22 protein-coding genes and 1 tRNA gene are annotated in these 23482 nt (G+C 49.1%); 7 read left to right on the top strand and 16 right to left on the bottom strand.

The window, feature by feature from the left end; genetic code table 11:
* Positions 1–4: 4 nt before the first annotated feature.
* The 12 genes from flgK to OIK42_RS06605 all read right to left on the bottom strand — a co-directional run bounded on the left by flgK (position 5) and on the right by OIK42_RS06605 (position 11521).
* Complete coding sequence (gene flgK / locus OIK42_RS06660) at positions 5–2140, bottom strand: flagellar hook-associated protein FlgK (RefSeq protein WP_273639299.1); 2136 nt, start codon at positions 2138–2140, stop codon at positions 5–7.
* A 46-nt stretch (positions 2141–2186) separates the two neighbouring features.
* Entirely contained in the window at positions 2187–3140 is a 954-nt protein-coding gene (gene flgJ, locus OIK42_RS06655; protein ID WP_273639297.1) for a flagellar assembly peptidoglycan hydrolase FlgJ, read from the bottom strand.
* Complete coding sequence (locus OIK42_RS06650; RefSeq protein ID WP_273639295.1) at positions 3140–4249, bottom strand: flagellar basal body P-ring protein FlgI; 1110 nt, start codon at positions 4247–4249, stop codon at positions 3140–3142. Before OIK42_RS06650 ends, flgJ begins: the two co-directional genes overlap by 1 nt.
* Positions 4250–4260: 11 nt before the next feature.
* Positions 4261–4944 carry a flagellar basal body L-ring protein FlgH gene (gene flgH / locus OIK42_RS06645; protein WP_273639294.1) on the bottom strand — a complete coding sequence of 228 codons (684 nt, stop codon included), beginning with the start codon at positions 4942–4944 and terminating at the stop codon, positions 4261–4263.
* Between the two features lie 17 nt (positions 4945–4961).
* Positions 4962–5750: a flagellar basal-body rod protein FlgG gene (gene flgG, locus OIK42_RS06640; RefSeq protein WP_273639292.1), complete on the bottom strand. Its 789-nt coding sequence runs from the start codon at positions 5748–5750 to the stop codon at positions 4962–4964.
* A gap of 41 nt (positions 5751–5791) precedes the next feature.
* A complete protein-coding gene (flgF, locus tag OIK42_RS06635) occupies positions 5792–6535 on the bottom strand; it encodes a flagellar basal-body rod protein FlgF (RefSeq protein ID WP_273639290.1) in 744 nt (247 codons plus the stop codon).
* A gap of 167 nt (positions 6536–6702) precedes the next feature.
* Positions 6703–8085: a flagellar hook protein FlgE gene (gene flgE / locus OIK42_RS06630; RefSeq protein ID WP_273639288.1), complete on the bottom strand. Its 1383-nt coding sequence runs from the start codon at positions 8083–8085 to the stop codon at positions 6703–6705.
* 14 nt (positions 8086–8099) lie between these two features.
* The gene (locus OIK42_RS06625; protein ID WP_273639286.1) at positions 8100–8789 is read right to left on the bottom strand and encodes a flagellar hook assembly protein FlgD; all 690 of its coding nucleotides are present in this window, start codon (positions 8787–8789) and stop codon (positions 8100–8102) included.
* Positions 8790–8813: 24 nt separating this feature from the next.
* The gene (gene flgC, locus OIK42_RS06620; protein WP_273639284.1) at positions 8814–9239 is read right to left on the bottom strand and encodes a flagellar basal body rod protein FlgC; all 426 of its coding nucleotides are present in this window, start codon (positions 9237–9239) and stop codon (positions 8814–8816) included.
* Positions 9236–9640, bottom strand: coding sequence for a flagellar basal body rod protein FlgB (gene flgB, locus OIK42_RS06615; protein ID WP_273639283.1), 405 nt, complete (start codon positions 9638–9640; stop codon positions 9236–9238). Before flgB ends, flgC begins: the two co-directional genes overlap by 4 nt.
* Positions 9641–9740: 100 nt before the next feature.
* Positions 9741–10574, bottom strand: coding sequence for a CheR family methyltransferase (locus OIK42_RS06610; RefSeq protein WP_273639280.1), 834 nt, complete (start codon positions 10572–10574; stop codon positions 9741–9743).
* 20 nt (positions 10575–10594) lie between these two features.
* Positions 10595–11521, bottom strand: a complete 927-nt coding sequence (locus OIK42_RS06605; protein ID WP_273639278.1) for a chemotaxis protein CheV — start codon at positions 11519–11521, stop codon at positions 10595–10597.
* Positions 11522–11715: 194 nt separating this feature from the next.
* Here OIK42_RS06605 and flgA point away from each other — a divergent pair, with 194 nt between their 5' ends.
* The 3 genes from flgA (at position 11716) to flgN (ending at position 13323) form a co-directional block, all read left to right on the top strand.
* Complete coding sequence (gene flgA, locus OIK42_RS06600; RefSeq protein ID WP_273639276.1) at positions 11716–12402, top strand: flagellar basal body P-ring formation chaperone FlgA; 687 nt, start codon at positions 11716–11718, stop codon at positions 12400–12402.
* A 115-nt stretch (positions 12403–12517) separates the two neighbouring features.
* The gene (gene flgM, locus OIK42_RS06595; protein WP_273639274.1) at positions 12518–12859 is read left to right on the top strand and encodes a flagellar biosynthesis anti-sigma factor FlgM; all 342 of its coding nucleotides are present in this window, start codon (positions 12518–12520) and stop codon (positions 12857–12859) included.
* Positions 12860–12891: 32 nt separating this feature from the next.
* On the top strand, positions 12892–13323 hold the full coding sequence (flgN, locus tag OIK42_RS06590) for a flagellar export chaperone FlgN (RefSeq protein WP_273639271.1): 432 nt from the start codon (positions 12892–12894) through the stop codon (positions 13321–13323).
* 190 nt (positions 13324–13513) lie between these two features.
* On the opposite strand, the gene OIK42_RS06585 is transcribed toward flgN, so the two are convergent.
* Both OIK42_RS06585 and OIK42_RS06580 read right to left on the bottom strand, forming a co-directional pair.
* Positions 13514–14260 carry a substrate-binding periplasmic protein gene (locus OIK42_RS06585; protein WP_273639269.1) on the bottom strand — a complete coding sequence of 249 codons (747 nt, stop codon included), beginning with the start codon at positions 14258–14260 and terminating at the stop codon, positions 13514–13516.
* A gap of 325 nt (positions 14261–14585) precedes the next feature.
* Positions 14586–15056, bottom strand: a complete 471-nt coding sequence (locus OIK42_RS06580; RefSeq protein WP_273639268.1) for an LPP20 family lipoprotein — start codon at positions 15054–15056, stop codon at positions 14586–14588.
* A gap of 514 nt (positions 15057–15570) precedes the next feature.
* Here OIK42_RS06580 and OIK42_RS06575 point away from each other — a divergent pair.
* The 3 genes from OIK42_RS06575 to smrA all read left to right on the top strand — a co-directional run bounded on the left by OIK42_RS06575 (position 15571) and on the right by smrA (position 17574).
* Positions 15571–16767 (top strand): flagellar assembly protein T N-terminal domain-containing protein, encoded by a 1197-nt coding sequence (locus tag OIK42_RS06575; RefSeq protein WP_273639266.1) that lies wholly within the window; start codon positions 15571–15573, stop codon positions 16765–16767.
* A 62-nt stretch (positions 16768–16829) separates the two neighbouring features.
* Positions 16830–16904, top strand: a tRNA-Arg gene (locus tag OIK42_RS06570).
* 73 nt (positions 16905–16977) lie between these two features.
* Positions 16978–17574 (top strand): DNA endonuclease SmrA, encoded by a 597-nt coding sequence (gene smrA, locus OIK42_RS06565; RefSeq protein WP_273639264.1) that lies wholly within the window; start codon positions 16978–16980, stop codon positions 17572–17574.
* Positions 17575–17621: 47 nt separating this feature from the next.
* Here smrA and OIK42_RS06560 read toward each other — a convergent pair whose 3' ends face one another.
* The gene (locus OIK42_RS06560) at positions 17622–17759 is read right to left on the bottom strand and encodes a hypothetical protein (protein WP_273639262.1); all 138 of its coding nucleotides are present in this window, start codon (positions 17757–17759) and stop codon (positions 17622–17624) included.
* A 177-nt stretch (positions 17760–17936) separates the two neighbouring features.
* Complete coding sequence (gene purL / locus OIK42_RS06555) at positions 17937–21827, bottom strand: phosphoribosylformylglycinamidine synthase (protein ID WP_273639261.1); 3891 nt, start codon at positions 21825–21827, stop codon at positions 17937–17939.
* A 222-nt stretch (positions 21828–22049) separates the two neighbouring features.
* On the opposite strand from purL, the gene OIK42_RS06550 reads away from it, so the two are divergent.
* Positions 22050–23387 (top strand): transglycosylase SLT domain-containing protein, encoded by a 1338-nt coding sequence (locus OIK42_RS06550; RefSeq protein ID WP_273639259.1) that lies wholly within the window; start codon positions 22050–22052, stop codon positions 23385–23387.
* The last annotated feature ends 95 nt before the right edge of the window (positions 23388–23482 follow it).

Here is a 23482-nt window from a genome sequence, read left to right as displayed (position 1 = left end):
ATAATTACCTTACCGCCGACAAGATGGTGTTAAACAACTCCTGAGCAGTGCCCAGTATTCGTGCCGCTGCCGCATAAGATTGCTGATAGCGCACCAGGTTCGCCGCTTCCTCGTCGAGACTCACGCCAGACACCGACTCAAACCAGTCTGAAGATTGCACTTTCATGGCCTCTGCCGCTTGCAACGCAACACTGGCGGTAGCTGATTTTTCGCCTATCCGGCTCACTAACGTAGAGTAGCTCTCATGCAGTGAGCGCGGCTCGCTGTTTGAATTTGTGCTTAACTGCACTAACCCCTGCTGTTGTAATCCGGCCAGCGATAAGGCATTGGCATTATCAAACCGCCCTTCTGCATTATAGTTTACCGAAAAGCTGTCACCCGCGACCGGTCTGCCTTCAATACTAAAATCATAGCCGGGGTAATCATTCAGCGCCGAGAACTGCGCTGGCCATGCCGGAACGCCTGACGCTTCGGCCTGCGCCAACAAATTGTTGTAGTCGGTAACACCACTGACACTGGTAATCACGTTGGGTGGATTCTCGCCATCGAGCACATCATAACTGGTTTCGGAGGTAAACCTCACTTGCACCGGTGCACCAACAGTGGGGCTCGGCGATGAGCCGAGTCCTTGTATAGCTCCACTACCATCAAATGCAGACGCATAAGGGCCAAATGAATTATCAACAGTGGTGTTAGTGACCGTCGTTTTCGACACTGCCCCATCACCTAAATTGTTGGAATTGACTTCGACCCGAATGGGATTGGCAAACGCAAGATCCTCGGGCCTTGTGGTGGCCATGGTAATATCGCCTGCCGTGTATTTGGTGGGTTGAAGCAAAAATTCATTGCCCACGGCGTAGCCGCCGGCAGACTGGAAATCAATTTCGATACCGCCGACGATCTCTGTAAATCCGGTTGCAGCCACCGCCACACCGGTATAGGTGACCGGTTGGTTATTCTCATCTAATTTGGGGGTACCATCACCATTTAATAATTCGATATTTACCTGATCAGGCACACCAAGATTCAGACTGGTGACGGTGACGCGTATGTCGGCATCAGTAATTTGGTTGCCTTTACCCGGGGTAAATTGCCCCGTTAAGTTCAGTGTGTCCGGCGTATCAGGATAGGGTAAGCCGACTAATTCTGGTAGCGTAAAAATGTCGGCGCCAAGCTGGTAATCCAAATCCAAACCCAAGCGGTTTTGCTGATTAACGGCTTCGGCAAACGCCACCCCAAGCTGGCCAATATCACGCTGCGCTGGCCCAAGGACTTCGTCCCGGTAGCGAAACAGTCCACCTAACGCACCACCTAATTGATCTTCTTTTATGAAGAGATCGGTGTTGTTTTTGGGCGCCGAAAAATTTGTCGACAACTGCAATTGCTGGCGCATCAGATCGGCACTGTTGCTCACCTTCAGCACGTTAAAGCTGCCATCTTCCAGTACCAGCGATTCACCGCTGGATAAGTTAACCAGTACCGAACCTCCGGCATTGCCACTTTCTCTGACCGTAATGTCCATCAGTTCAGACAAGTCATTAATGGCTTTATCACGCTCATTGAGTAATGCGGTAGGCTGACTGCCTGTGCTATTGCCGTTGACCACCATAATGGCTTCATTTAAATCACCAATGGTCTGGATCAGATTATTGGCCTTGGTGATGATATTTTCAGTTTCTAAATTCAGCTCTTCTTCTTTATAGGTCATGTAGTCGGAGACTGAGGTCATGCGTCGCAGCAGCGACTCAGCCTTGCTTAACACCACGTCTCTGGAAGCCAGGTTAGTGGGATCATCGGCGGAGGTTTGCACAGCGGCAAAAAACTCATTGAGGCCTTTAGAAATAGAGTTGGCTTCGTTAGCCAACTGGGCATCAATGGCAGAAGTTTTGGTCGAGAACATTTCCCACTCGCCCACCGACGTAATATCCCGGCGCATTTGATTCTGCGCAAATTTATCGATAATTCGTTCGGTAGTACCCCGCCCCACACCCACATTGAGGTCGTTGGTAAAAACCGTGCGCTCTCTGATGTAGCCGTCGGTATTGACATTGGCAATATTGTTACTGGTGGTAGCCAGTAAGCGATTGCTCGCGTTGATACCGCCAGTGGCAATGTTATACAGATCGATATTAGTGGACATTACGCGTTATCCCCCATGATCAGAAGCACGACAGTCTTAAACGGGTTCATGGCAAATAGCTCCTGAACGTCTCGCTGTTAAAAACTGCCATGACCTTCTCGGCATACTTGGGATCGGTGGCGTAACCGGCATTTTGCAGGGCGTTAAAGTAAGCGTGTGGCTTATCCGCCTGCTCAACGGCGTCGCGATAACGCGCATTGGCCTGAATAAAATCGACGTAATCATTAAATCCCTGCTCGAGACTTTCATAGGTCCGAAACGCCGCTTTCTCGGCGCGAGCCACCGTACCGTCAAATTCAAGAGTGCTCACTGTAGCCGAGTCGCCCTGCCAATAATTGTTAGCCTTAATGCCGAACAAATTATTAGCGCTATTACCTTTGTTATCGTGGATGACGTGTTGTCCCCAGCCAGTTTCCACTGCGGCCTGGGCAATCAATGCATCGGGCGCAATGCCAAGCTCGGCTGCGGCTTTATCTGCTACCGGATAAAGCATTTTGACAAACTCTTCAGGATTGGCGAAGGCAGCAGCTTTGAACGCCTGGCGGGTTTCATTGTCGGTCAGCGCCGCAGCAGTTTGCTGCGCTTGTTGTACTGCATGCTGACGCTGGCGATTTATCGATTCAAGATTCCCATCAGCGCGCGCAACACTGGCGGGCACAAAGTCTTCAATGGCATGTTGGCCCAATTGCTGAACAATAATGTCAGCCAGACCAACACCACCACCGCTGGATAAATCGGTGGCAAGTTGTTTGTCGTGCATGTCGCGGTAGAACTTCACCTGCTCAGAGTTAAACGGGCTGTCTTCATCGGCGAGCGCATCCTGGGCTTTACGCATGGACTTAAGCATCATCTGCACAAAAATCGCTTCAAACTGCTGGGCGGCCTCTTTTAACGCTTTATCGTCTTTGCTAAAGGCCGCTTCGCGCAACTTATTCAAACTGGATAAGTCATGCACGTTACGCGCAGATTCAAGTTGTGATTTTGTGTTGAGGATATCCATTAGATCACCACCAGCTCACCTTGCAATGCCCCGGCCTGACGCAGCGCCTCAAGAATTGCCATTAAGTCACCGGGCGCAGCGCCCACTTCGTTGACGGCGCGTACCAGTTGATCCAGCGTTACACCCGGCTCAAATTTAAACATCCGGCTGTCGGCCATGTTTACATCAATAATCGATTGTGTGGTAACCACGGTTTCGCCTTCGGCTAACGCGTTGGGCTGAGTGACCTGTTGGTTTTCACTGATGGTCACAGTAAGACCACCATGGGTAATGGCCGCCGGCAACAACCTGACATCGCGGCCAATAACAATGGTGCCGGTGCGGCTATTCACCACCACCCTTGCCGGCGCATCAGCGGGGGTAAATTCAAAGTTCTCCAGAGTTGCTAAAAAGCCCACCCGCTGACCCGGATCGCGCGGCGCAGTGACGCGTACCGAGGCAGCATCCAGTGGTTCAGCAATCGCGTAGCCTTTTTCAGGCTGGGCGCCTAAACGTTCATTGATCACATCTGCCAGCGCTTTGGCTGTGGAGAAATCAGGATAATGTAAGTTCAGCGTTAAGCTGTCACCGCTGGCAAATCCGCTCGGCACCGCGCGTTCAACCAGCGCGCCATTAGCAATGCGTCCCACTGTTGGCGTATTGACAATAATTCGCGAGCCGTCGCCGCCCTGGGCGCCAAAACCACTCACCACCAGACTACCTTGCGCCACGGCGTAGATGTTGCCATCCACCCCTTTTAAAAACGTTTGCAGTAAGGTGCCACCTTGCAGGCTGCTCGCCTCACCCACCGACGATACGGTAACGTCTATAGTTTGCCCGGGTTTGATAAACGGCGGTAGCTCAGCATGCACAGCAACCGCTGCAACGTTTTTGATTTTGGGCTTAATGTTAGGATCGAGACTGATCCCAAAATTCGTCAGCATGGTCCGAAAGCTTTGCTCTGTAAACGGACTTTGCTCACCGGTGCCAGGTAACCCTACCACCAAACCATAGCCAATCAGTTGATTGCTTCTGACGCCTTGTATGCTGGCTACATCTTTAATCCGCTGAGCGTTTGCCAAAGGGCTGATTAACAGCGCACACAATACATAACTTAAAATAATACGCATCTTACAACTCCCTAGAGTGGCCACCACTCAGATGAAAAGAATTTCGTTAACCAGCCCTTTTCCTGGGAGCGGGAAAAACTGCCGGTGCCACTATATTGGATCCTGGCATTGGCAATACGAGTCGATAAAATTTCGTTTTCCGGCGAAATATCGGCGGCGCGAATAATGCCGGTTAAGCGGATGTATTCGTCACCATGATTAAGGGTGAGCCACTTTTCGCCGCGGATCACCAGATTTTGATTAGCCAGCACATCCACTACCGTTACCGAAATACTGCCATTTAAACTATTGCTCTGGTTAGCCTGAGCATCACCATTGAATTCATTGGAGGAGTTCAGGCCCAATTGGATTGATTCGTTGCCAATGTTCAGCGCATTGCCACCTAACCCGGTGATCGGCTGTACATCGACATTTGATTCTTTTGATGTTGTGGTACCTGCCGACTTCCTGGCATTGGTATTTTCGCTGAGGGTAACGGTAATAATGTCACCTACCCGGCGCGCGGTTACATCCGAATACAAACTATTGGCCATGTACGGACGAAACAAGCCGCCGTCCTCGACAATTTGTTCACGTGGCAGGTCAGGAATAACCGGCGCAAACGAAGGATCGTTGGCTTGCACGTGATCAGCGCCTGTGCTGGCACAGCCACCGACGATCAACAGTATTAAGGTAAACAGAACAAGACGTAACATGACATACCTACTATGTGTTATAGCTGCTGAATAACCTGGCCAAGCATTTGATCTACCGAAGAAATAACTTTTGAGTTCATCTCGTACAAACGCTGACTTTCAATCAGGTTGACCAGCTCTTCGGTGACATTAACGTTAGAAGTTTCTAACGTTCCCTGCGCCAGCGTGCCCAAGCCCTGCAGACCAGGAACGCCTTGCAGGGGAGCGCCAGACACAGCCGTTTCAACATACAAATTCTGACCAACGGGTTGTAAACCTGTCGGGTTTACAAAGTCGGTAATATTAAGCTGACCTAATACCTGGGGCTCAGCCTGACCACGTACTGAGGCAGACACTTCGCCATCCTGAGAAATGGTAATTTGCTGGGCATCTTCTGGTATGGCAATTTCAGGTTGCAGTAAAAATCCGGCACCAGGCGTAACTAACTGGCCTTGATCATTTAACGTGAACTGACCGTTGCGGGTATAGGCAATGGTGCCGTCAGGTTGCAATATTTCAAAAAAACCACGACCCTGTATAGACATATCCAGCGCATTATCCGTGGTAATCAGGTTGCCCTGCGTATGCGCTTTTTGGGTTGCCACGACCTTAGAGCCCGCACCAATCATCAATCCGGATGGTAACTCGGTATCGGCTGACGATCGCCCACCGGGCTGATTGATATTCTGATAAAGCAGATCTTCAAAGATCGCCCGGTCTTTTTTAAAACCCACCGTCGAGGCGTTGGCCAGATTATTTGACACCGTCGACACATCGGTCTGAGCGGCATCAAGGCCGGTTTTACTAATCCAAAGTGCTGGATGCATAGTAGTTTCTCCTCTGCCAGGGCAAGGTTGCCCGGGCTAAATTAGATAATTCTCAGCAGCATATTGCCGCGGGTATCCAGTGTATCGGCTTTCTTCATCATTTTGACTTGCAACTCATAATGGCGTTGCAGGCTGATCATGCTGACCATTTCATCGATGGCATTCACGTTTGAGCCTTCAAGCATGCCTGTCATCACCGACACGGTCTCGTCGGCAGGTGCCAGGATACCGTCCTTGCGGCGAAACAACCCATCGGTGCCGCGCTCCATGTCGCTGTATTCAGGCTTAACGAGTTTTAAGCGCCCCACTTCTTCACTAACGGCTTCCGGCGCTCCTTGAGGACGAATTGAGATAGTGCCATCGGAGGCGATGGTCAGGTTATCCAGCGGGACCGGCAAAAAGACCGGGCCGGCATCCCCCAGCACGACATTGCCGTGCACATCTTCCAGCACACCGTCAGGACCCAACTGAAAGTTACCGTTGCGACTGTAGGCCTCATTGCCCTGACCATCCTGAACGGCGAACCAGCCATCGCCCTGAATTGCCACATCCAGATCCCGGCCGGTTTGAATTAGCGGCCCGTCTTCGTAGTTATTGGTCGGACTTTCGGTCATGGCAAACACCCGGGTCGGCAAACCTTCGCCGTAGACCGGCATAGCTCTTGCCTGTTCCAGCTGTGCCTTGAAGCCTGTCGTTTGAGCGTTGGCCAGGTTATTAGCCCGCAGAGACGTGGCTAACAGGTCCTGTCCGGCGCCGCTACTGGCGATATAGAGTAATTTGTCCATGACTGCCTTTTGACGCTTAAGTTACATTTAACTTATTGTTGCAAACGGGGTGCCAAGTACGCTTAATACGCTCAACAAGTCAGGCCATAAAAGCGGGACATAAAAAAAGCCAGTCGTGATAAACGAACTGGCTTTTGAAAGTGTGGATTATAAGTAACCTAAAGCGCTTATCGAATACCCAGAATTGTCTGGTTAAGCTGGTTATTAATTTCTAACGCCCGCGAATTTGCCTGGAAATTACGCTGGGCAATAATAAGGTCAATCAGTTCAGTAGTGAGGTTCACGTTGGCTTGTTCTAACGCCGAAGAGTTAATTTCGCCAAAGGTACCGGTGGTCGCTTCACCTGCCAGCGCCTCACCCGACTCTATTGATTCTTTCCACTGGGTATTGCTTTTCTGGGTAAGCCCCTGCTCATTGGAGAATCGCGCCAGGGCAACACGTACCACGGGCTCTGATGTACCATTAGAGAACGTTGCTCGTACCAGGCCGTCAGGGCCAATATCAACCCCGGTCAGGCGTCCCACCGGTAAACCATCCTGCTCCAGAGAGGTAACTTCAAAGGCAGAGGCGTACTGGGTTGGCTCATTGACCGTTTGACCGGTCGGGTCGAGGTTAAAATCTATGGTAATTTGCTGATCCTGATCAGCACCGCCACCAAGCGCATTCGCACCGTTACCGCCGGCGTCCAAGCCGAGAATTTCGGTTTGAATGGTTGCCGGTGATTGACTGATAAAGTCGCCGCTGGTATTAAAATTTAGTGATGCTGACGTCCACGGCACTGCCGGGCCGGTTGGGTTCGCCGGATCCGCTCTGGTCACCCCAAGATCGTTACCGCCGTTAATATTGACGGGGGTATCATCCACCGTGGCATACATCTGCCAGCGGTTGGGGTTATTGGTTAAATCCGTGTTGTCCTTCACATAGTAGTAAGTCATGATGTGACTTTCACCGAGTGAATCGTACACTGTTACAGAGGTAGCTGCATTGTAGGTCAGTGTATCGTTAGGATCGAAGTTTGCCGGATTGAGCGCTTCATCGTTGGCCGGTAAATTCATTCGCATCGTGACTTCCCGGGTGGGTTGCGGAGAGCCTGATGAATCGGGGATCCGCACCGGTACCGTGGTGCTTAACGCAACCGACGAGCTAGTACCGTCTGGGTTAACAGGAAAGCCTAACAGATGGTCACCAGCGGTATTTACCACAAAATTATTTTCGTCCAGCTTAAACTGCCCGGCACGGGTGAATGACGTATCCCGTGAAGTAAGATCCGGCACTGTCGCAAAAAAACCGTTGCCGGTAATAGCCAAATCGAGCGAGGTATTGGTAAATTGCAAACTTCCCTGGGTAAACTGTTGCGCGACTTCCTGAGTTAATACCCCATCACCCACTTTGGTTTTACCGCCCGCCAGCAAAGACGCTGCGTACACGTCACCGAATTCGGCTCGGGATTCTTTAAACCCCACAGTATTCACGTTAGCAATATTGTTTGCTGTGGTATCTAAGTCTTTTTGTGCGGCAGCGACGCCACTGAGTGCAATATTAAAAGACATTTGCTTTTCTCCTGTTAACTGCCGATCTGAATAACGTCGTTCAGATTAATACTGACGTCGCCATCTAAATTCAAAATAATACCCTGATTACTGCCAGCCAGGCTGACACTGCTCACGTGACGATTGATGGCTGTTGATAACGCAACCCCTTCACCATTCGCTTTACCGTTCGCACTAACCACGTAATTGCCGGGCGGCATAGGATTGCCGTTTTTGTCAGTACCATCCCAGTTAAACTCGATGTTACCTTCGCCCTGGGTGCCCGCATTGATAGTTTTAACAATTTCACCGTTACCATTGGTGATGGTAATTTCCATATCCTGAACAGTTTTATCGTTTACCACAAAGCCGGAAATGCCTGCCCCTTCACTGCTCATATAGCCTATATTGGCCTCAACCAATACATCCTGACCAATTAAACCAGACGCTTGCAGTGCCTGATTAGACGTCATGGACGTAGCAAAACTCGCGAACTTGTCGTTGAGTTTGTTGATACCTTCCGCGGTCGTAAACTGGGTCATTTGTGAGACCATCTGATCATTGTCAACTGGCTTGGTTGGATCCTGATTGGCTAACTGTTCGGTCAGCAATGCAAAGAAATCTTCCTGGGACAGTTGGTTCTCTGATCCGTCGGCAACTTTTACTTTCTCTTCCTTCCAGTAAAGGTCGTCGGTGAGTCCGGGGGTACTGTTAATTGTGTTCACACTCGTTTCCTCATAAACCCGCTGTTACTGACCCTGACCAAGCATCATTACGCGTCGGAATATACGTTTGGTAGTATCAGCGACCTGCACGTTGGTTTCATATGCTTTAGACGCCGACATCATGTCAGCCATTTCTTCAACAATATTCACGTTTGGCTTATAGATATAGCCGTTTTCGTCAGCCATTGGGTTGTGCGGCGCGTACTCAATTTGCAGAGGACGGTTACTTTCAACAATCCCCAGCACATTGACTTCTGCCCCTTTGCTTTTACTGTCTGAGGTAGCCCGATTAAGCTCAGCGGCAAATACGGCGTGACGTGCACGGTAGGTTTCGCTTTCGCTGCTACTTACCGAGTTGGCGTTGGCGATATTACTCGCAGTCGTATTCAAACGTACGCTTTCTGCATGCATACCCGACGCTGAAATAGACATAACATCAAATAAACTCATTGACCCTGACCTCCGCTTATCGCTTTCTTCATGCCTTTAATTTTGCCAGTCAAAAACTGCAGCGTGGCCTGATAGCGCATACCTGTATCTAAAAATTGGTTACGTTCGCGTTGAACTTCAACGGTATTACCGTCGCCGGTGTCTGGCTGCGATGGAATACGAAAGCCGATTTCCGTTGCGGAAACTATTGTCCCGCTCAGGTGTTTATCGTGAGTTCGCGTCATCGACTGTCCGGAAGAATGTTGAGCTCTCGCCATGGCTTGCTGGAAATCAATACCCCTTGCTTTGTAGCCAGGTGTATTTGCATTCGCCAGGTTGCCTGATATGACTTCCATTTTATCTGCGCGCACCTGCAGCGCATTCTTATGGAAACCTGTCAACTTATCTAAATTTATTGCCATGCGACTTCTCCTCTAACGACAAGAGAAGAAGCAAGTGAAGTGCCAATTAGCTGTAAGATGCTATTTTTGATTCAAAAGACTTCTCAAGCATATGTTTTTGCTAGTCTTTTTTGGCGTAATACAAGCCTGGGTTGCATTTGACCATGCGGTAACAATCGGCCGCAGAGGCGACAGATTCTGAGGCGCCGAGGAATAGAATGCCGCCTGGATTCAATTGAGCGGCAATTTGTTGCAGTATTTTTTGTTTCAGTTCTGTCGAAAAGTAAATCAATACATTGCGGCAAAACACAATATCAAACTTACCTAGCGAAGAATAACTGTGCAGCAGGTTAATACTTCGGAAATTCACCATACGACGTACTTCTGGCTTTATTTGCAGTAAGCCATCGGTATGGGGGTTAAAATAGCGCTGACGACGCTCAGCTGAAAGCCCACGCGCCAGGGACAGTTCATCATAGGTGCCTTGTTCGCATCGCTTGAGCATATTACTCGATAAGTCAGTCGCCAGGATCTCTACCGACAATGACGCTGCACTGGGGTTTTGACGCTGATACTCCAATACTGACATGGCAATGGAATAGGGCTCTTGTCCGGACGAACAGGCAGCACTCCAGATGCGTAAACGCCGCTGGCGGCTGGCATGCTCAGGTAACAGTTGCTTGATCAGAAGCTCAAAGGGATAGCCGTCACGAAACCAGAGTGTTTCATTGGTCGTCATGGCGTCTATCACCTGCTGCAGCAACGTTCGGTCACGTCCCGATATCGACTGGCTCAATAACTCATCGATACTCTTATACTGACGCTCGTGCAGCAGACCACCGAGACGACTGCGTACCAAATACTGCTTATTATCACCAAGCACAATGCCGCATTGTCGCTCAAGAAAGTCCCGGAATTGACGGTAAACGTCCGGTGACACATCCTTATTAATCAACCCTGTGATGCTCCGTTATATTACTCATCCGGCCCCAACCACTTTTGTACCGCCGAAGCCAGTTCATCGGGATGGAACTTTGCAATAAAGTCGTCTGCGCCGACCTTTTTCACCATTGCCTGGTTAAATACACCGCTCAGTGATGTATGTAAAACCACATGCAATTTTTGTAGTTCCGGGGTATTTTTAATTTCAGCGGTTAGCGTATACCCATCCATTTCGGGCATTTCAATGTCCGACACCAAAACGCCAACTTTATCGGTTACATCGCCGGTCTCCGCTGCGATTTCTTTTAAACGCTTCAGCGCTTCCAAGCCGTTCTTGGCCATTTCGATTTCCAGACCAAGGGTCGTCAGCGCACGTTTAACCTGATTGCGCGCAACCGACGAGTCATCGGCAATAAAAATGATTTTGTCTTTATACTTTTCAGTATTCAGCGTTGATGCAACCGCTTCGCTTACCTCGGTATTCAACGGCGATATTTCGTTGAGAATTTTCTCAACATCGAGAATTTCTACCAACTCTCCCTCAACCTCTGTAACCGCAGTCAGGTAGCTTGCCCTGCCTGTTCCCTGCGGCGGCGGCATAATGGCATCCCAGTTGGTATTGATAATACGTTCAACTGCACCAACCAGAAATCCTTGTACCGACCGGTTATACTCTGCAATAACAATAAAGGCGGTTTTTAAGTCTTCTATGCGACGTCCCCCGGTTGCCATACTCAGATCAATAACCGAGATCGTCTGGCCGCGAATATGCGCCACACCACGCACCAGTGGATTGAGTTTCGGCATCGACGTTAACGCCGGGCACTGTAGCACTTCACGAACTTTAAAAACGTTAATCCCAAAACGTTGCCGACCGTTAAGACGGAACAGCAACAACTCCAGCCGGTTTTGACCTACTAACTGTGTTCGCTGATTAACCGAATCTAAAATTCCAGACATACATCACCTCAATATTTCAATATAGGCACAGAGTTTGCGTGTTCAACTACCATCAAAACGGGTGTCAACTTTCCGACACCCGTTAACCAGATCGGCGAAACATGCTGATATGTGTTTAATAATAGTCAAAATGACAACATCTGAACATGAAAATATTGAAAACATTACTATTGCCTACACGTTTGGCTTTCATATTGACTACAGGTATCACCTTAGCTCACTTTGACTCGATTGCCCAACAAAACTCCATGACCGCTCAAGAGCGTCTGACGCTAAGTGTAGCTGATTTTTTAAATCAACAACTTGCTGGTGACCAAAGTAATGATTTAAGCGACAATTTAACCATCGACGTTACACCTGTTGATAGCCGGATTAACATACCTGAGTGTAATGTGCCGTTTAGTTACGACGTCGACCCCGCCACACTGCATTTGAGTTATCTTAATGTCAGGGTCAGCTGTGACAGCAACGACTGGTATTTATTCACCAGCGCAAAAGTCACTCGCACGCGCACAATTGTCGTCACAGCAAGTATGATAAGTCCTGACACTGTTTTATCGGACGATCATCTGACACTGGCAGAAGTCGATATTAAACGCTTACGTCACACTCCCTTTACGACCCTGGAAGATGTCACCGGTGCGCGGCTTAAATATCGCGTACGAGAGGGGCAGCCAGTGCAGAGCAACATGCTATGCTTTATTTGCAAAGGTGATAGAATAACCATCAGTGCACAGGCTGGCACAATGGAGGTCAAAACGTCTGGGATCGCACGCCAGGACGGCGTTATAGGCGATGTGATCGAGGTGGTTAACAGTAGCTCTAATAAATCAATTATTGCAAAAGTAGCCAGTACCCAGGAAGTTGTTGTAAGTCTGTGATAATCTGCTAAGGAAATAGATGCAGTTTGTTTGAAAATAATCTCATTAAGGCCTAAAGAAAATCTACCGATAGCCGATATAATTACTGAGGTTTAAAAGGTAGTGGAATTTAACTATGGCAATTAATAATGTAAACAATGGTTTACCTAAAGCGCCAGTTGACAACAACAAGGTCAACAGTCAGCAACAGGTTAAATCAAATCAGACGGCGGCACAGCAAGCAGCGGCATCAGCTGCGCAGGCGAGTACTGCCCCGCGTCAGGATTCGGTATCGTTAACACAGTCAGCGCAGCAATTGAACCAGGTTCAAAAGAAAAGCGCAGATGTACCGGTCAATCAGGAAAAAGTTGATAAGCTTAAAAAAGCGATTCAAAGCGGTGAGTATAAAGTTGACCCGCAGTCACTGGCGAAAAAAATCGCCCGACTGGAGTCTGAAATATTTGGTATGAAGTCCTGACCGATAAGGCACGGTATCGCTAAGTGGAAACTATGGATAACACACTAAGTAAGCAACTCGATCAACAGGTCAATAACCTGACATCGCTGAAAGGCATGTTAGATAAAGAGCTGCACCTGATTAGTTCTCGCGATGCAGAAGCATTAATGACACTGTTGAATGAAAAAGAGTTATTACTGACAGCGATTCAGCAAATCGACGACGCGATTAATCCGCAGTTACTGGCATTGCAACAACAGGGCCCGCTGCCGGAAACCTATGAAGAGCAAATTGCACAGGCAAAAGAATTACTCAGCGAATGTCAGTACTGTACTGATGTGAATCAAATTGCTGTTGAACAGGGCCAGCTGCGCCTGGGTCATTTACGCAACCTGATGATGGAAGTGCGCGCCAAAGAATCGCTCACTTACGATAAAGCCGGTAAAAAGAAAGGTGGATTCTCTGGCAAGGGTGTCAGTGCCTGATAACCGCCGCTACCTATAGCTGCAAGATTATATTTTCTATTCCACGGTAACGCTTACTTTCACTTTATGATGCCCTCAAAGACTTATTGAACCGATAGCGTAGCTGACGCACCTGCGCAGCCAGCCCCAAAAACCCGACAAACCTTAATAGCTCTTAGTTAGCCAGCTTAAACCGACGCCAGATAGCGGCTTAGTGTTTTGCAGAGGTATCGGGAGCCAGCTCAGCAACAGCCTTGGTGCTATAACGATCCAATATTTGTTGCAGCCTCCCCGACTGTTTTAGCATGCTGATAGCGTCGTTTATCCTTGGCAACAAATAGGCTTTGTCTTTTTGTATTCGAATATGCAGTTGTGCATCGGAATGAACAGGACCTAACGTCAATTTAGCCCCAAGTTCCCTGGCCCAGTATAGCGCGGTCAGATCGCCGCTAATTCCCCATCTAATGCGGTTGAATAACAGTGCCTGAACAATCTCTTTTTCCGATCTGAAGTCTACACGATGGAACATATGCTCATCATGAAACAGGTAGCCGCGAACCACTCCGATGTTGGGCTTGTTTCTCTGTTGCTCGGTTAAAATCCCGCTTGGCAGCGTGGTGCCTTTAAGATAGATAATATGCTCCCGGATCGGCATGATGGGATCAGAAAACGTGAAACCTGTTGTATCTTTGTCTGCCGGTAACCAGGCTGGGCTGGTAAAGTCAAAGTCTATCAGGCCACTATCAAATATGCGTTGAGTGCGTTTAGCTGGAAAATTCACTTGCTGGCCTTCAAGACCGGCAGCATTGAGCACATAGTCCACCACATCAGGTAAGACTCCCTCCACCGTGCCATCATCCTTTACAATAGAATAAGGATACCAGGCGCCTGAGCCGCTGGCATCGTATGTGAGTGTTTCCTTCGCCCAGACAAATGACGAAAAGACCAGCAAGGTCACTGAAAAGGCAGTAAACAGCGGCGTTTTACCGAAGATAGTAATGAGTGTCTCCCGAAGATAGCGGCGTTATAAAACGATACGCGTCTGAAACGATCTAAGAATAGTAACGAATTACCCGCTGTCAAAAAAATTCCAGGGTCGGGCGCAATTTTTATGGCGGCGTGATAATTGACCCGGCAGCGCGTTTGTTCCAGCGTGGGCACGCATTGATATTTTACTGACGCCGGGCGCTGCGAGCCACAAACAAGGGCATCAAGGCAGTGATAAAACATGTTCGATCACTGCCCTGAGAGGTGTCGATTAACACCATATCTAACGTTATTGGTTAGTAGTAGTTGACGGTTTTGATGCGTTGCGGACGTGTGGTGGCTAAATAAATATCGTAAACCTCTGCCATATCTAACGACAGTTCAGTAGCGTAGGTGTCCTCCCCTACCGGATAAGACTTCACTACTCTAGCACCACGAATAACGCCCTCTACAGAGGTCTGCAACTGGGTGTTGTTGAGCACCATATTCGCCAGTGACTGTTGACCATTAATACGTTGTCCATAGACTTGTTCAGCTAATTCCCGATACGCATCAAGTTTAGACGCCTTCATGGCCATCAGGTTCTTTTGTGAGTCTGACGCACCATTTTGAGAGTCGATGGGCGCATAACCGACAGCCGTTAATACCGGATAAGACTCGGGCTTTATCGTTTCCCACTCAACGTGCTTTTCAAACAGTGAGGTGCACCCCCCTGTAACGCTTAAACACGCCAATACGAACACCATCTGCCAAAAATGTAGTTTCATTTTAACCTTCCTCATATCGCCGCAACACGCTATATTGATTGCCATTCACATAAAAACGCAACTCAATAACACGGCGCACGGACTCTCAATCACTCATCTCGTGATGAACGCATCAGTGATTGTTTGTGAACACGGTGCAATCACTTTTCATTGCTGTTATTCAGCACTAAACAGCAATATCTTCGCAAACTCCATGCCGAAGGCTGCAATAACCATGCCCGAGCAGCAATATTCGCGACAAGACTCATAATCAGCCTGCAATTGCGTCACAACGACACCATCAGCAAGACATGTAGCGTCAATACGCACAAAGCGGAACGAAATATGCTAAACAAATATGACGATATGCAGAAGCACATCAACAGTGTTATCTGTGCAAAAGACTGGAAATAACCCGTTCGACGAATCAAAACAGCAGTAAAATGAGGTTATCCCCACGTTAGCGGGATACAGTGCCTGACACGCACTCGCCATGCCAGAGTTTGATTGCGCGAATCTTAACAAGCCTACGCTAATGAGTTACAAGCCGATGAAAATGCTGAGCAACGCTTTACAACAAACAACGACGCTAAAATCGGCGGTGATCTGCCTGTTAGTTTGCCTGTCAGGGCAATCTCATGCCGTCTGGTATGAAACCCAGGGCCAGTCAGTGGTATTAAACGGTGACAAGGTAAAAGCCAGACAGCAGGCTACCGAAGAGGCGCTCAGACAGGCCATGCTATTTGCAGGCGCGTCAGTTCGCAGCGTACAAAAATTAACTAACGGCTTACTTAACAACGACCATATGGAAGTGACTGCCAGTGGTGAAGTTCAGCAGTTAGAGCTTATATCGGAAAACTGGCACAACGATGTCGTTACCGTAAAAATCAGAGCTGACATTTTTCCTGCCCAACAACAGTGTTCGGCTGAAAATTACAGCAAAACTATTGCGACCAGTTATTTTCCTTTGCTTGAACGTCAACACGCCCAGGACGGCCAGATTCAGGAGCTTGGCAGATTACTTAGTGGCCAGCTTAAACGCGAGTTCGACCGTTCAGCTCAGCACGCAGTGATCAGCAGTATCGAACCCTACACGGTGCACTGGCAGTCCCGCCAGGTACGTAATCAGGCAACCGCGCTGGCAACGCAAACCAAAACCCAGTTTGTACTCACCGGCGTTATTGAAGATTTAAGTGTTCACCGTCCCGACAATAGCGCACTGGCATTTTGGCAGGACAATACCGCCACCCGCAGTTTTCGCCTCAGCGTAGAGCTGATTGATGGTATTAATGGCGCACCACTATTGCAAAAAAGCTACGAAACCGAGTCTGAATGGGAATTTGACCGCTATGCGCAAATCGACGCATCGTCGAGTCAGTTTTGGCGCAGCGCTTACGGTAAAGCACTTCAACAACAGCTTCAGCAGTTGCAAAGCGATGTTGATACCACACTGGCCTGTGTGCCCGCCACCGGCCATGTCATCAGTATTAGTGCTGGCAACGAACTGAATGTGTCATTAGGCCGACAGCACGGTTTACAAACGGGTGACGCCCTTTCTGTCTATCAGGTTCAGGAAGTCACCGACTACCGGGGCGAAAAGTTTATTCAGTACCATCTATATCCGGTTGAAGTCGAAGTCATTGAAGCTTATGCCGATAACGCGCGGGTGAAGGCCAAAGACGACCGTTTTCTGGGTAATATTCAACCAAACGACTTCGTCGCCAAGCGTTAAAGCTTTCGATTTTTTCTTGTCTATCTATAATGGGCAGGATGCTGCGATTCGGCACGCGTCCTGTCCCTATAGTTTAATGGATAAAACAAGGCCCTCCTAAGGCTTAGATCTAGGTTCGACTCCTGGTGGGGACGCCACGCAGCAAATGAACTTTAATGCCAGTTCGCCGTATGATAAGGCAACAGCACATTGGGATTTTGGGGGTGAGTGATGCGACAAGATGATCAAGACCATGAGCAACACGACGATTTCCAGGATTTTCTGCACGAGCTCGGTGACGTCAAGCCGCTCAAGGCTGATGACCGTGTCCCTTTACAACGTACCCAACAAGCGCTGGAGAAGCAGTCGCGCCGAGAAGCCTTACTGGCCCAACAACCCACCGACAGCCCGCTGACATTCGACAATGTCATTCCCGTAAGGCCGGATGACTTTCTTGAATATAAACAGGCAGGTATACAAGATGGTGTGTATAAGAACATGCGTCAGGGGAAGTACCCCATTGAGCAGAAAATTTCACTGGCTGGTTTATCGTTGCGCGAGTCGAGTCAAACGCTTTATCACAAAATTATTGCCGCGCATGAACGTGGGATCAGAATGTTACTGCTCCAACATGGCAAAGGAGAACACAGCCAGCCGTTCCCCGCTTTGAAGAAATCTTACGTAAATCACTGGTTGCCACAGCTTAAAACTGTTATTGCGTTTCATACCGCGCAACCTTTACATGGTGGGCTCGGTGCCACCTATGTTTTGCTTAAAAAGCACCCGAACCAAAAGTTGATAAATCGCGAAAAACAGGCAAAACGATAACCTGCCAACATTGACATGGTTATCGTTAATTATTGATTTTATTACTTTTATTTAGAATTGATTAGTTCTGCTTGAGCAGATGTCTCGGCTGATTGGGCTGAAGTACTGAATGCTGCCGTTGCAATCATTAGCAACACTGCAATAGCTACACCGGCTAAGCCGAAGCCTTTTGAAGAACGATTCATATTCGTCTCTTATTATTTCATGACCACTAATGCAATCGCATAGCGATCCTACCCTACCCCTACAAGTCCCTGTAACCAAACAGCATTCCTTACTGATTTACCTACTGTAAAGCACCTGTAGAGCGCTTGCAAGGCGTCCAGACAAATTTTTGACGCCTTGCTGTCATTTTTCTGAAATTATCCAACAAAACGCCGTGCGTTACGGAAAATTCGCATCCAGGGGGAATCTTCCTGCCAGTCATCAGCGCGCCACGAATTTGCCACTGCACGGAATACCCGTTCAGGGTGCGGCATCATAATAGTACAGCGGCCATCGTCAGTCGTCAGACCGGTAATGCCTTGTGGCGAACCATTCGGATTAGCCGGGTAATGGCTGGCAATCTCGCCGTAGTTATTAACATACCGCAGCGCGACATTGTTTTGAATAGCCGCCAGGGCCTGGTCGCTGGCAAATTCTGCACGTCCTTCACCATGAGAAACAGCAATCGGCATTCTTGAGCCGGCCATATCCGCCAGTAGTACCGAATTAGACTGGCCGACTTCAACCATTGCAACCCGGGCTTCAAACCGTTCAGACTGGTTGGTGACAAAGTGTGGCCAGTGCGCTGTGCCGGGGATCAGGCTCTTTAGGTTCGACAACATCTGACACCCGTTACAGACGCCCAGACTAAAGGTATCGTCGCGGTGGAAGAAGCGTTCAAACTGATCACGGGCCCGTGGGTTAAATAAAATGGACTTGGCCCAGCCTTCACCGGCACCTAATACGTCACCGTAGGAAAAGCCGCCACAGGCTGCTAAACCAGCAAAGTTATCCAACTCTACCGCGCCGGACAACACATCACTCATATGCACATCAATGGCAGTAAACCCGGCACGGGTAAATGCAGCCGCCATTTCAAGATGTGAATTCACGCCCTGCTCACGCAATATTGCCACGCGAGGTTTAACACCTTTAGCAATATACGGCGCTGCAATGTCATCGTTAATATCGAAACTGAGTTTGGCGTGTAGTCCCGGATCTGCCGCATCCTGTTTGGCGTTATTTTCTTCATCGGCGCATTGTGGGTTATCCCGCAAGCGCTGCATCGCGTGGGTGGTTTCGGCCCAGATGCCGCGATATACAGAACGGGATTCAGTGAGCACCGCGCTACCATCACGGGTAAACTCAATGGTATCGCTGCTGTTTAATCCACCGATATTATGCACGCACTCATCACCCAGCCCGTGACTGGCCAGTAATGCCTTAACTTCATCAAGCTCGTTGCTTCGAACCTGAATGACAGCGCCGAGTTCTTCACTGAAGAGCGCCGCTACATCGTCAGCACCCAGTGAATCCAGTGCAACACTGACACCGGTTTTACCGGCAAAAGCCATTTCTGCAACCGTGACAAACAGACCACCGTCTGAACGGTCATGGTAAGCAAGTATCTTATTATCGGCCAGTAACGCCTGCGTGGCGTTAAAGAAATTCAGCAACAGTTCCGGCTTGTCTAAGTCAACCGGCGTTTTACCTAACTGGTTGTAAACCTGCGCCAGGCAGCTCGCGCCGAGACGATTTTTACCCAACCCTAAATCAATCAGTAGTAGCGTTGTATCGCCTTTATCGGTGCGTAACTCCGGGGTTACTGTTTTGCGAATATCAGTAACGGCTCCGAATGCGGTAATGACCAGGGACAGTGGTGATGTAACGGCTTTGTCTTCGCCGTTTTCCTGCCAGGCCGTTTTCATAGACATAGAGTCTTTACCTACCGGGATCGTTAATCCCAACGCCGGACAAAACTCTTCACCAACGGCTTTTACTGCTTCATATAAACCGGCATCTTCACCGGGGTGACCAGCCGCAGCCATCCAGTTTGCCGACAGTTTAATGCGTTTGATATCGCCAATATGGGCGGCCGCGATATTGGTAATCGACTCACCCACCGCCAAACGCGCTGACGCAGCATAATCAAGCAGTGCCACCGGGGTACGTTCACCCAGTGCCATCGCCTCGCCATGATAGGTATCAAATGCCGATGCCGTGACCGCCACATCAGCGACGGGGATCTGCCAGGGGCCAACCATTTGATCGCGACTTACCAATCCGGTAACGCTGCGATCACCAATGGTGATAAGGAATGTTTTCTCTGCAATCGCTGGCAACCTGAGCAAACGTTCAGCGGCGTCTGCCAGGGTAATATCAGTATCATCGAGTTCGCTAGAGGCATGCTGTGCACGGCTTACATCACGGTGCATCCTGGGTGCTTTACCGAGTAACACTTCCAACGGCAGATCGATAGGCTGATTGTCGAAATGGGCATCGTTCAGTAATAAATGCTGCTCTTCTGTGGCCTCACCAATCACGGCAAAAGGCGCGCGTTCACGACGACAAATGGCTTCAAATACGGCCAGTTTTTCCGGCGCAACCGACATGACATAACGTTCCTGGGATTCGTTACACCAAATCTCCAGCGGTGACATACCTGGCTCGTCGCTGAGAACATTTCGCAGTTCAAAGCGGCCGCCGCGACCACCGTCGTTAACCAGTTCCGGCATGGCATTAGAAAGGCCACCAGCCCCCACATCATGAATAAACTGAATGGGGTTGTCTTCGCCAAGTTGCCAACATGCATCTATGACTTCCTGACAACGGCGTTCCATTTCCGGGTTATCCCGTTGAACCGACGCAAAGTCCAAATCTTCACTCGACTGACCAGACGCCATAGAAGAGGCTGCACCGCCGCCTAAGCCGATATTCATCGCCGGGCCACCCAGCACGACTAATTTAGCACCTACGGTAATTTCGCCTTTTTCGACCTGGTTCAGGCGGATGTTGCCTAACCCGCCGGCAAGCATAATCGGCTTATGGTAACCGCGAATTTCGGTACCATTAAAACTGCTGACTTCCTGCTCATAGGTTCGAAAATAACCGAGCAGATTAGGCCGGCCAAACTCGTTGTTAAAGGCTGCGCCGCCTAATGGCCCCTCAATCATAATATCCAGCGCACTGACGATACGCGCCGGCTTACCATAGTCAATTTCCCACGGCCGGACGGCATTGGGCAACTTGAGGTTAGATACCGTAAACCCGACCAAACCAGCTTTTGGCTTGGAACCGCGGCCAGTGGCACCTTCGTCGCGAATTTCACCACCAGAGCCCGTGGCTGCGCCCGGAAACGGTGAGATGGCCGTTGGATGATTGTGGGTTTCTACCTTCATTAAGATGGCTATATCTTCGTGATGATAGGTGTATTCGTGAGACTGCGGCTCCGGGAAGAAACGCCCCGCCTGCCAGCCTTCCATTACCGCTGCATTATCTTTATAAGCGGAAAACACGTATTCAGGATGCAGCTCATACGTATTTTTAATCATTTTAAAGAGTGACTTAGGCTGCACCTCACCATCGATGGTCCAGTCAGCGTTGAAGATTTTATGCCGACAATGCTCAGAGTTAGCCTGGGCAAACATGTACAATTCAATATCGTTGGGATTACGGCCCAATTTACTAAAATTGTCGTACAGATAATCGATTTCGTCGTCGGCCAGGGCCAGACCCAGTTTTTGGTTAGCGTTAACTAATGCTTCTTTCCCCAGTCCGATGATGTCGACAGAGGTAAATTCGCGTGGCTGGTGTTTTTCAAACAATACGCTGGCAGCCTGAGGCGCTGAAAATACACTCTCGGTCATACGATCGTGCAATACCGCGGCAATCTGAGCGCGCTGCGCATCCGTCAGCGTTGCAGCGGTTTCCACATAATAAGCACAACCGCGCTCTATGCGTTGAATCACGTTCAGGCCACAGTTATGGGCAATATTGGTCGCTTTACTTGACCACGGCGAGATCGTGCCCGGACGTGGGGTGACAAAGAAACACTCACCGTTGACCGCTTCTTGCGACTGCTTGGGACCGTAAGTTAACAGCTTAGCCAGCACACCTTGCTGTGCTTCGGTCAGCGTTGCGTCGGTATCGACCAAATGTACGAACTCACTGTAGAGACGTTTTACCTCGATGCCAGATTGCTGTAATCGCTGAATTAACTTAGCTGCGCGAAAGTCAGATAACGCAGGAGCGCCACGAAGGACCAACATAGTATGCTACCTAAATTGTGAGAACTGCCAGTTTCAATTCGTTGCTCAACTGTCAGTCCTGGTTGTGAACTTGTGTGGCGCGGATTATAGTGGAAAAGCGACGCCTTGATAACCTGTCAGGGGTATTCAACTGAAACTTTTTTTAGCCAGTAAGTCGTCTGTTATGCCATTTGGTGTCAGAAGCTGTTTACAACAAAATCATCACTAACCATAAGAATAATAATGCGTAACTATTTTTTTGTAATTTTATCTGTGCTGCGCCCTTACATGTTGCGTTGTAGCGCCCTGCTAATGCTCACTGTATGTTTTCACGTTCACGCCGATCTTCACTCTATTATAGACAGCGCGGCCCTGAATGTCGGTGTGATTAATGACGAACACCATCATCGGTTTTTAAAAAGCGGCCATGCCGGTACTGATGCATCACTGGCCAGGGGGTTTGCCGATTATTTAGGTGTTAAGCTAACCATTGTGCCGTTTTACACCGAGCAGGCGCTTATGCAGGCACTCGCGCAAGGCAGGATCCATATTGCTGCGCCCCGTTTCAGCGGCCTCGCCGATGATGAGGCGGTAGTTGCGGGCCCGGCGTTTTTTTCGTCTCCTTTAGCGATCGTTCATCGGCGCGACAGTCAAAAAGGCTGTTTGAATGCTCCGCCGCAACAACGGCTGATAAAACAGGCTTTGGTGCCAACGGCCCGGGCCACCACCCAACTTGACTGGCATAGCAGCAGCATGGTGGATACTCCGGCGTTGCTGGATGCCATTACCAACAATAAAAGTGAGTGCACACTACTACCAAAAGCTTTTTTCAATGAAGTATCGAAGGACTATCCAACGTTAACAACGACGCCTTTACCTGACACGGCAAGCGAGACTGCGCCCTCGGGCACGGTAACAATGACTAAGCGTTGGTTACTGCTGCCACAGGATGTGGCGTTGCGCAGCAGTCTATTTGAATACACTCACTTAAACCGTCAGCATTACGCTATCAGTAATAAGCCAGACACCAGCCAACACGAACCACACAAACCTGATAGCAGCAGTGTCAGTGATTTTGTTATGGCGGTTGAAAATAAACTGTCACACCTACACGAGGAGTTTAAGCATGAGACAACCGTGTTGCCCTGGCAGGTAATCGTCGCTATCGACTATATTGAGTCTCAATGGCGTAACGATAAAACACTCACGAGCGCTGAAACAGGGCCGCAAAGGCAGCAGCGCATTACCGTCATCAACCGGCAACTCGAAGAACTCAATCAGCAGTTACCGGCGCGAATCACCGGTGTCGACAGAGACTGGCTACTGATTGCAGCATATCACTGTGGACTTGCGCATATTGAAGACGCCAGACAGCTGACAATGCAGGCCGGTTCAAACCCTGATTTGTGGATAAACATTAAGCAACAACTATCCAGGCTGTCATTGCCTGCCTATTATCACCAGTCACAGTATGGCTATACCAACGGCAAACAAACACTGCAGTTTGTCGATACCGTGAGGCTCTTTGCCGACAGCCTGCAGGTTATGAATAGCGGCGAACAAGCCGATAACGCACGTTAATTACCTGAAAGCGACTTGATCTTTTGTCACATCACCTTCATATAAGGACGTTAGAGTATAAACAATCAACCAGGGGTTGAGTCTTTTATTTAATT

This window comes from Alteromonas gilva (genome assembly GCF_028595265.1).
Classification (GTDB): domain Bacteria; phylum Pseudomonadota; class Gammaproteobacteria; order Enterobacterales; family Alteromonadaceae; genus Alteromonas; species Alteromonas gilva.
The sequence above is the reverse complement of the archived record's forward strand: the minus strand, read 5'-3'. Positions and strand labels throughout refer to the sequence as shown.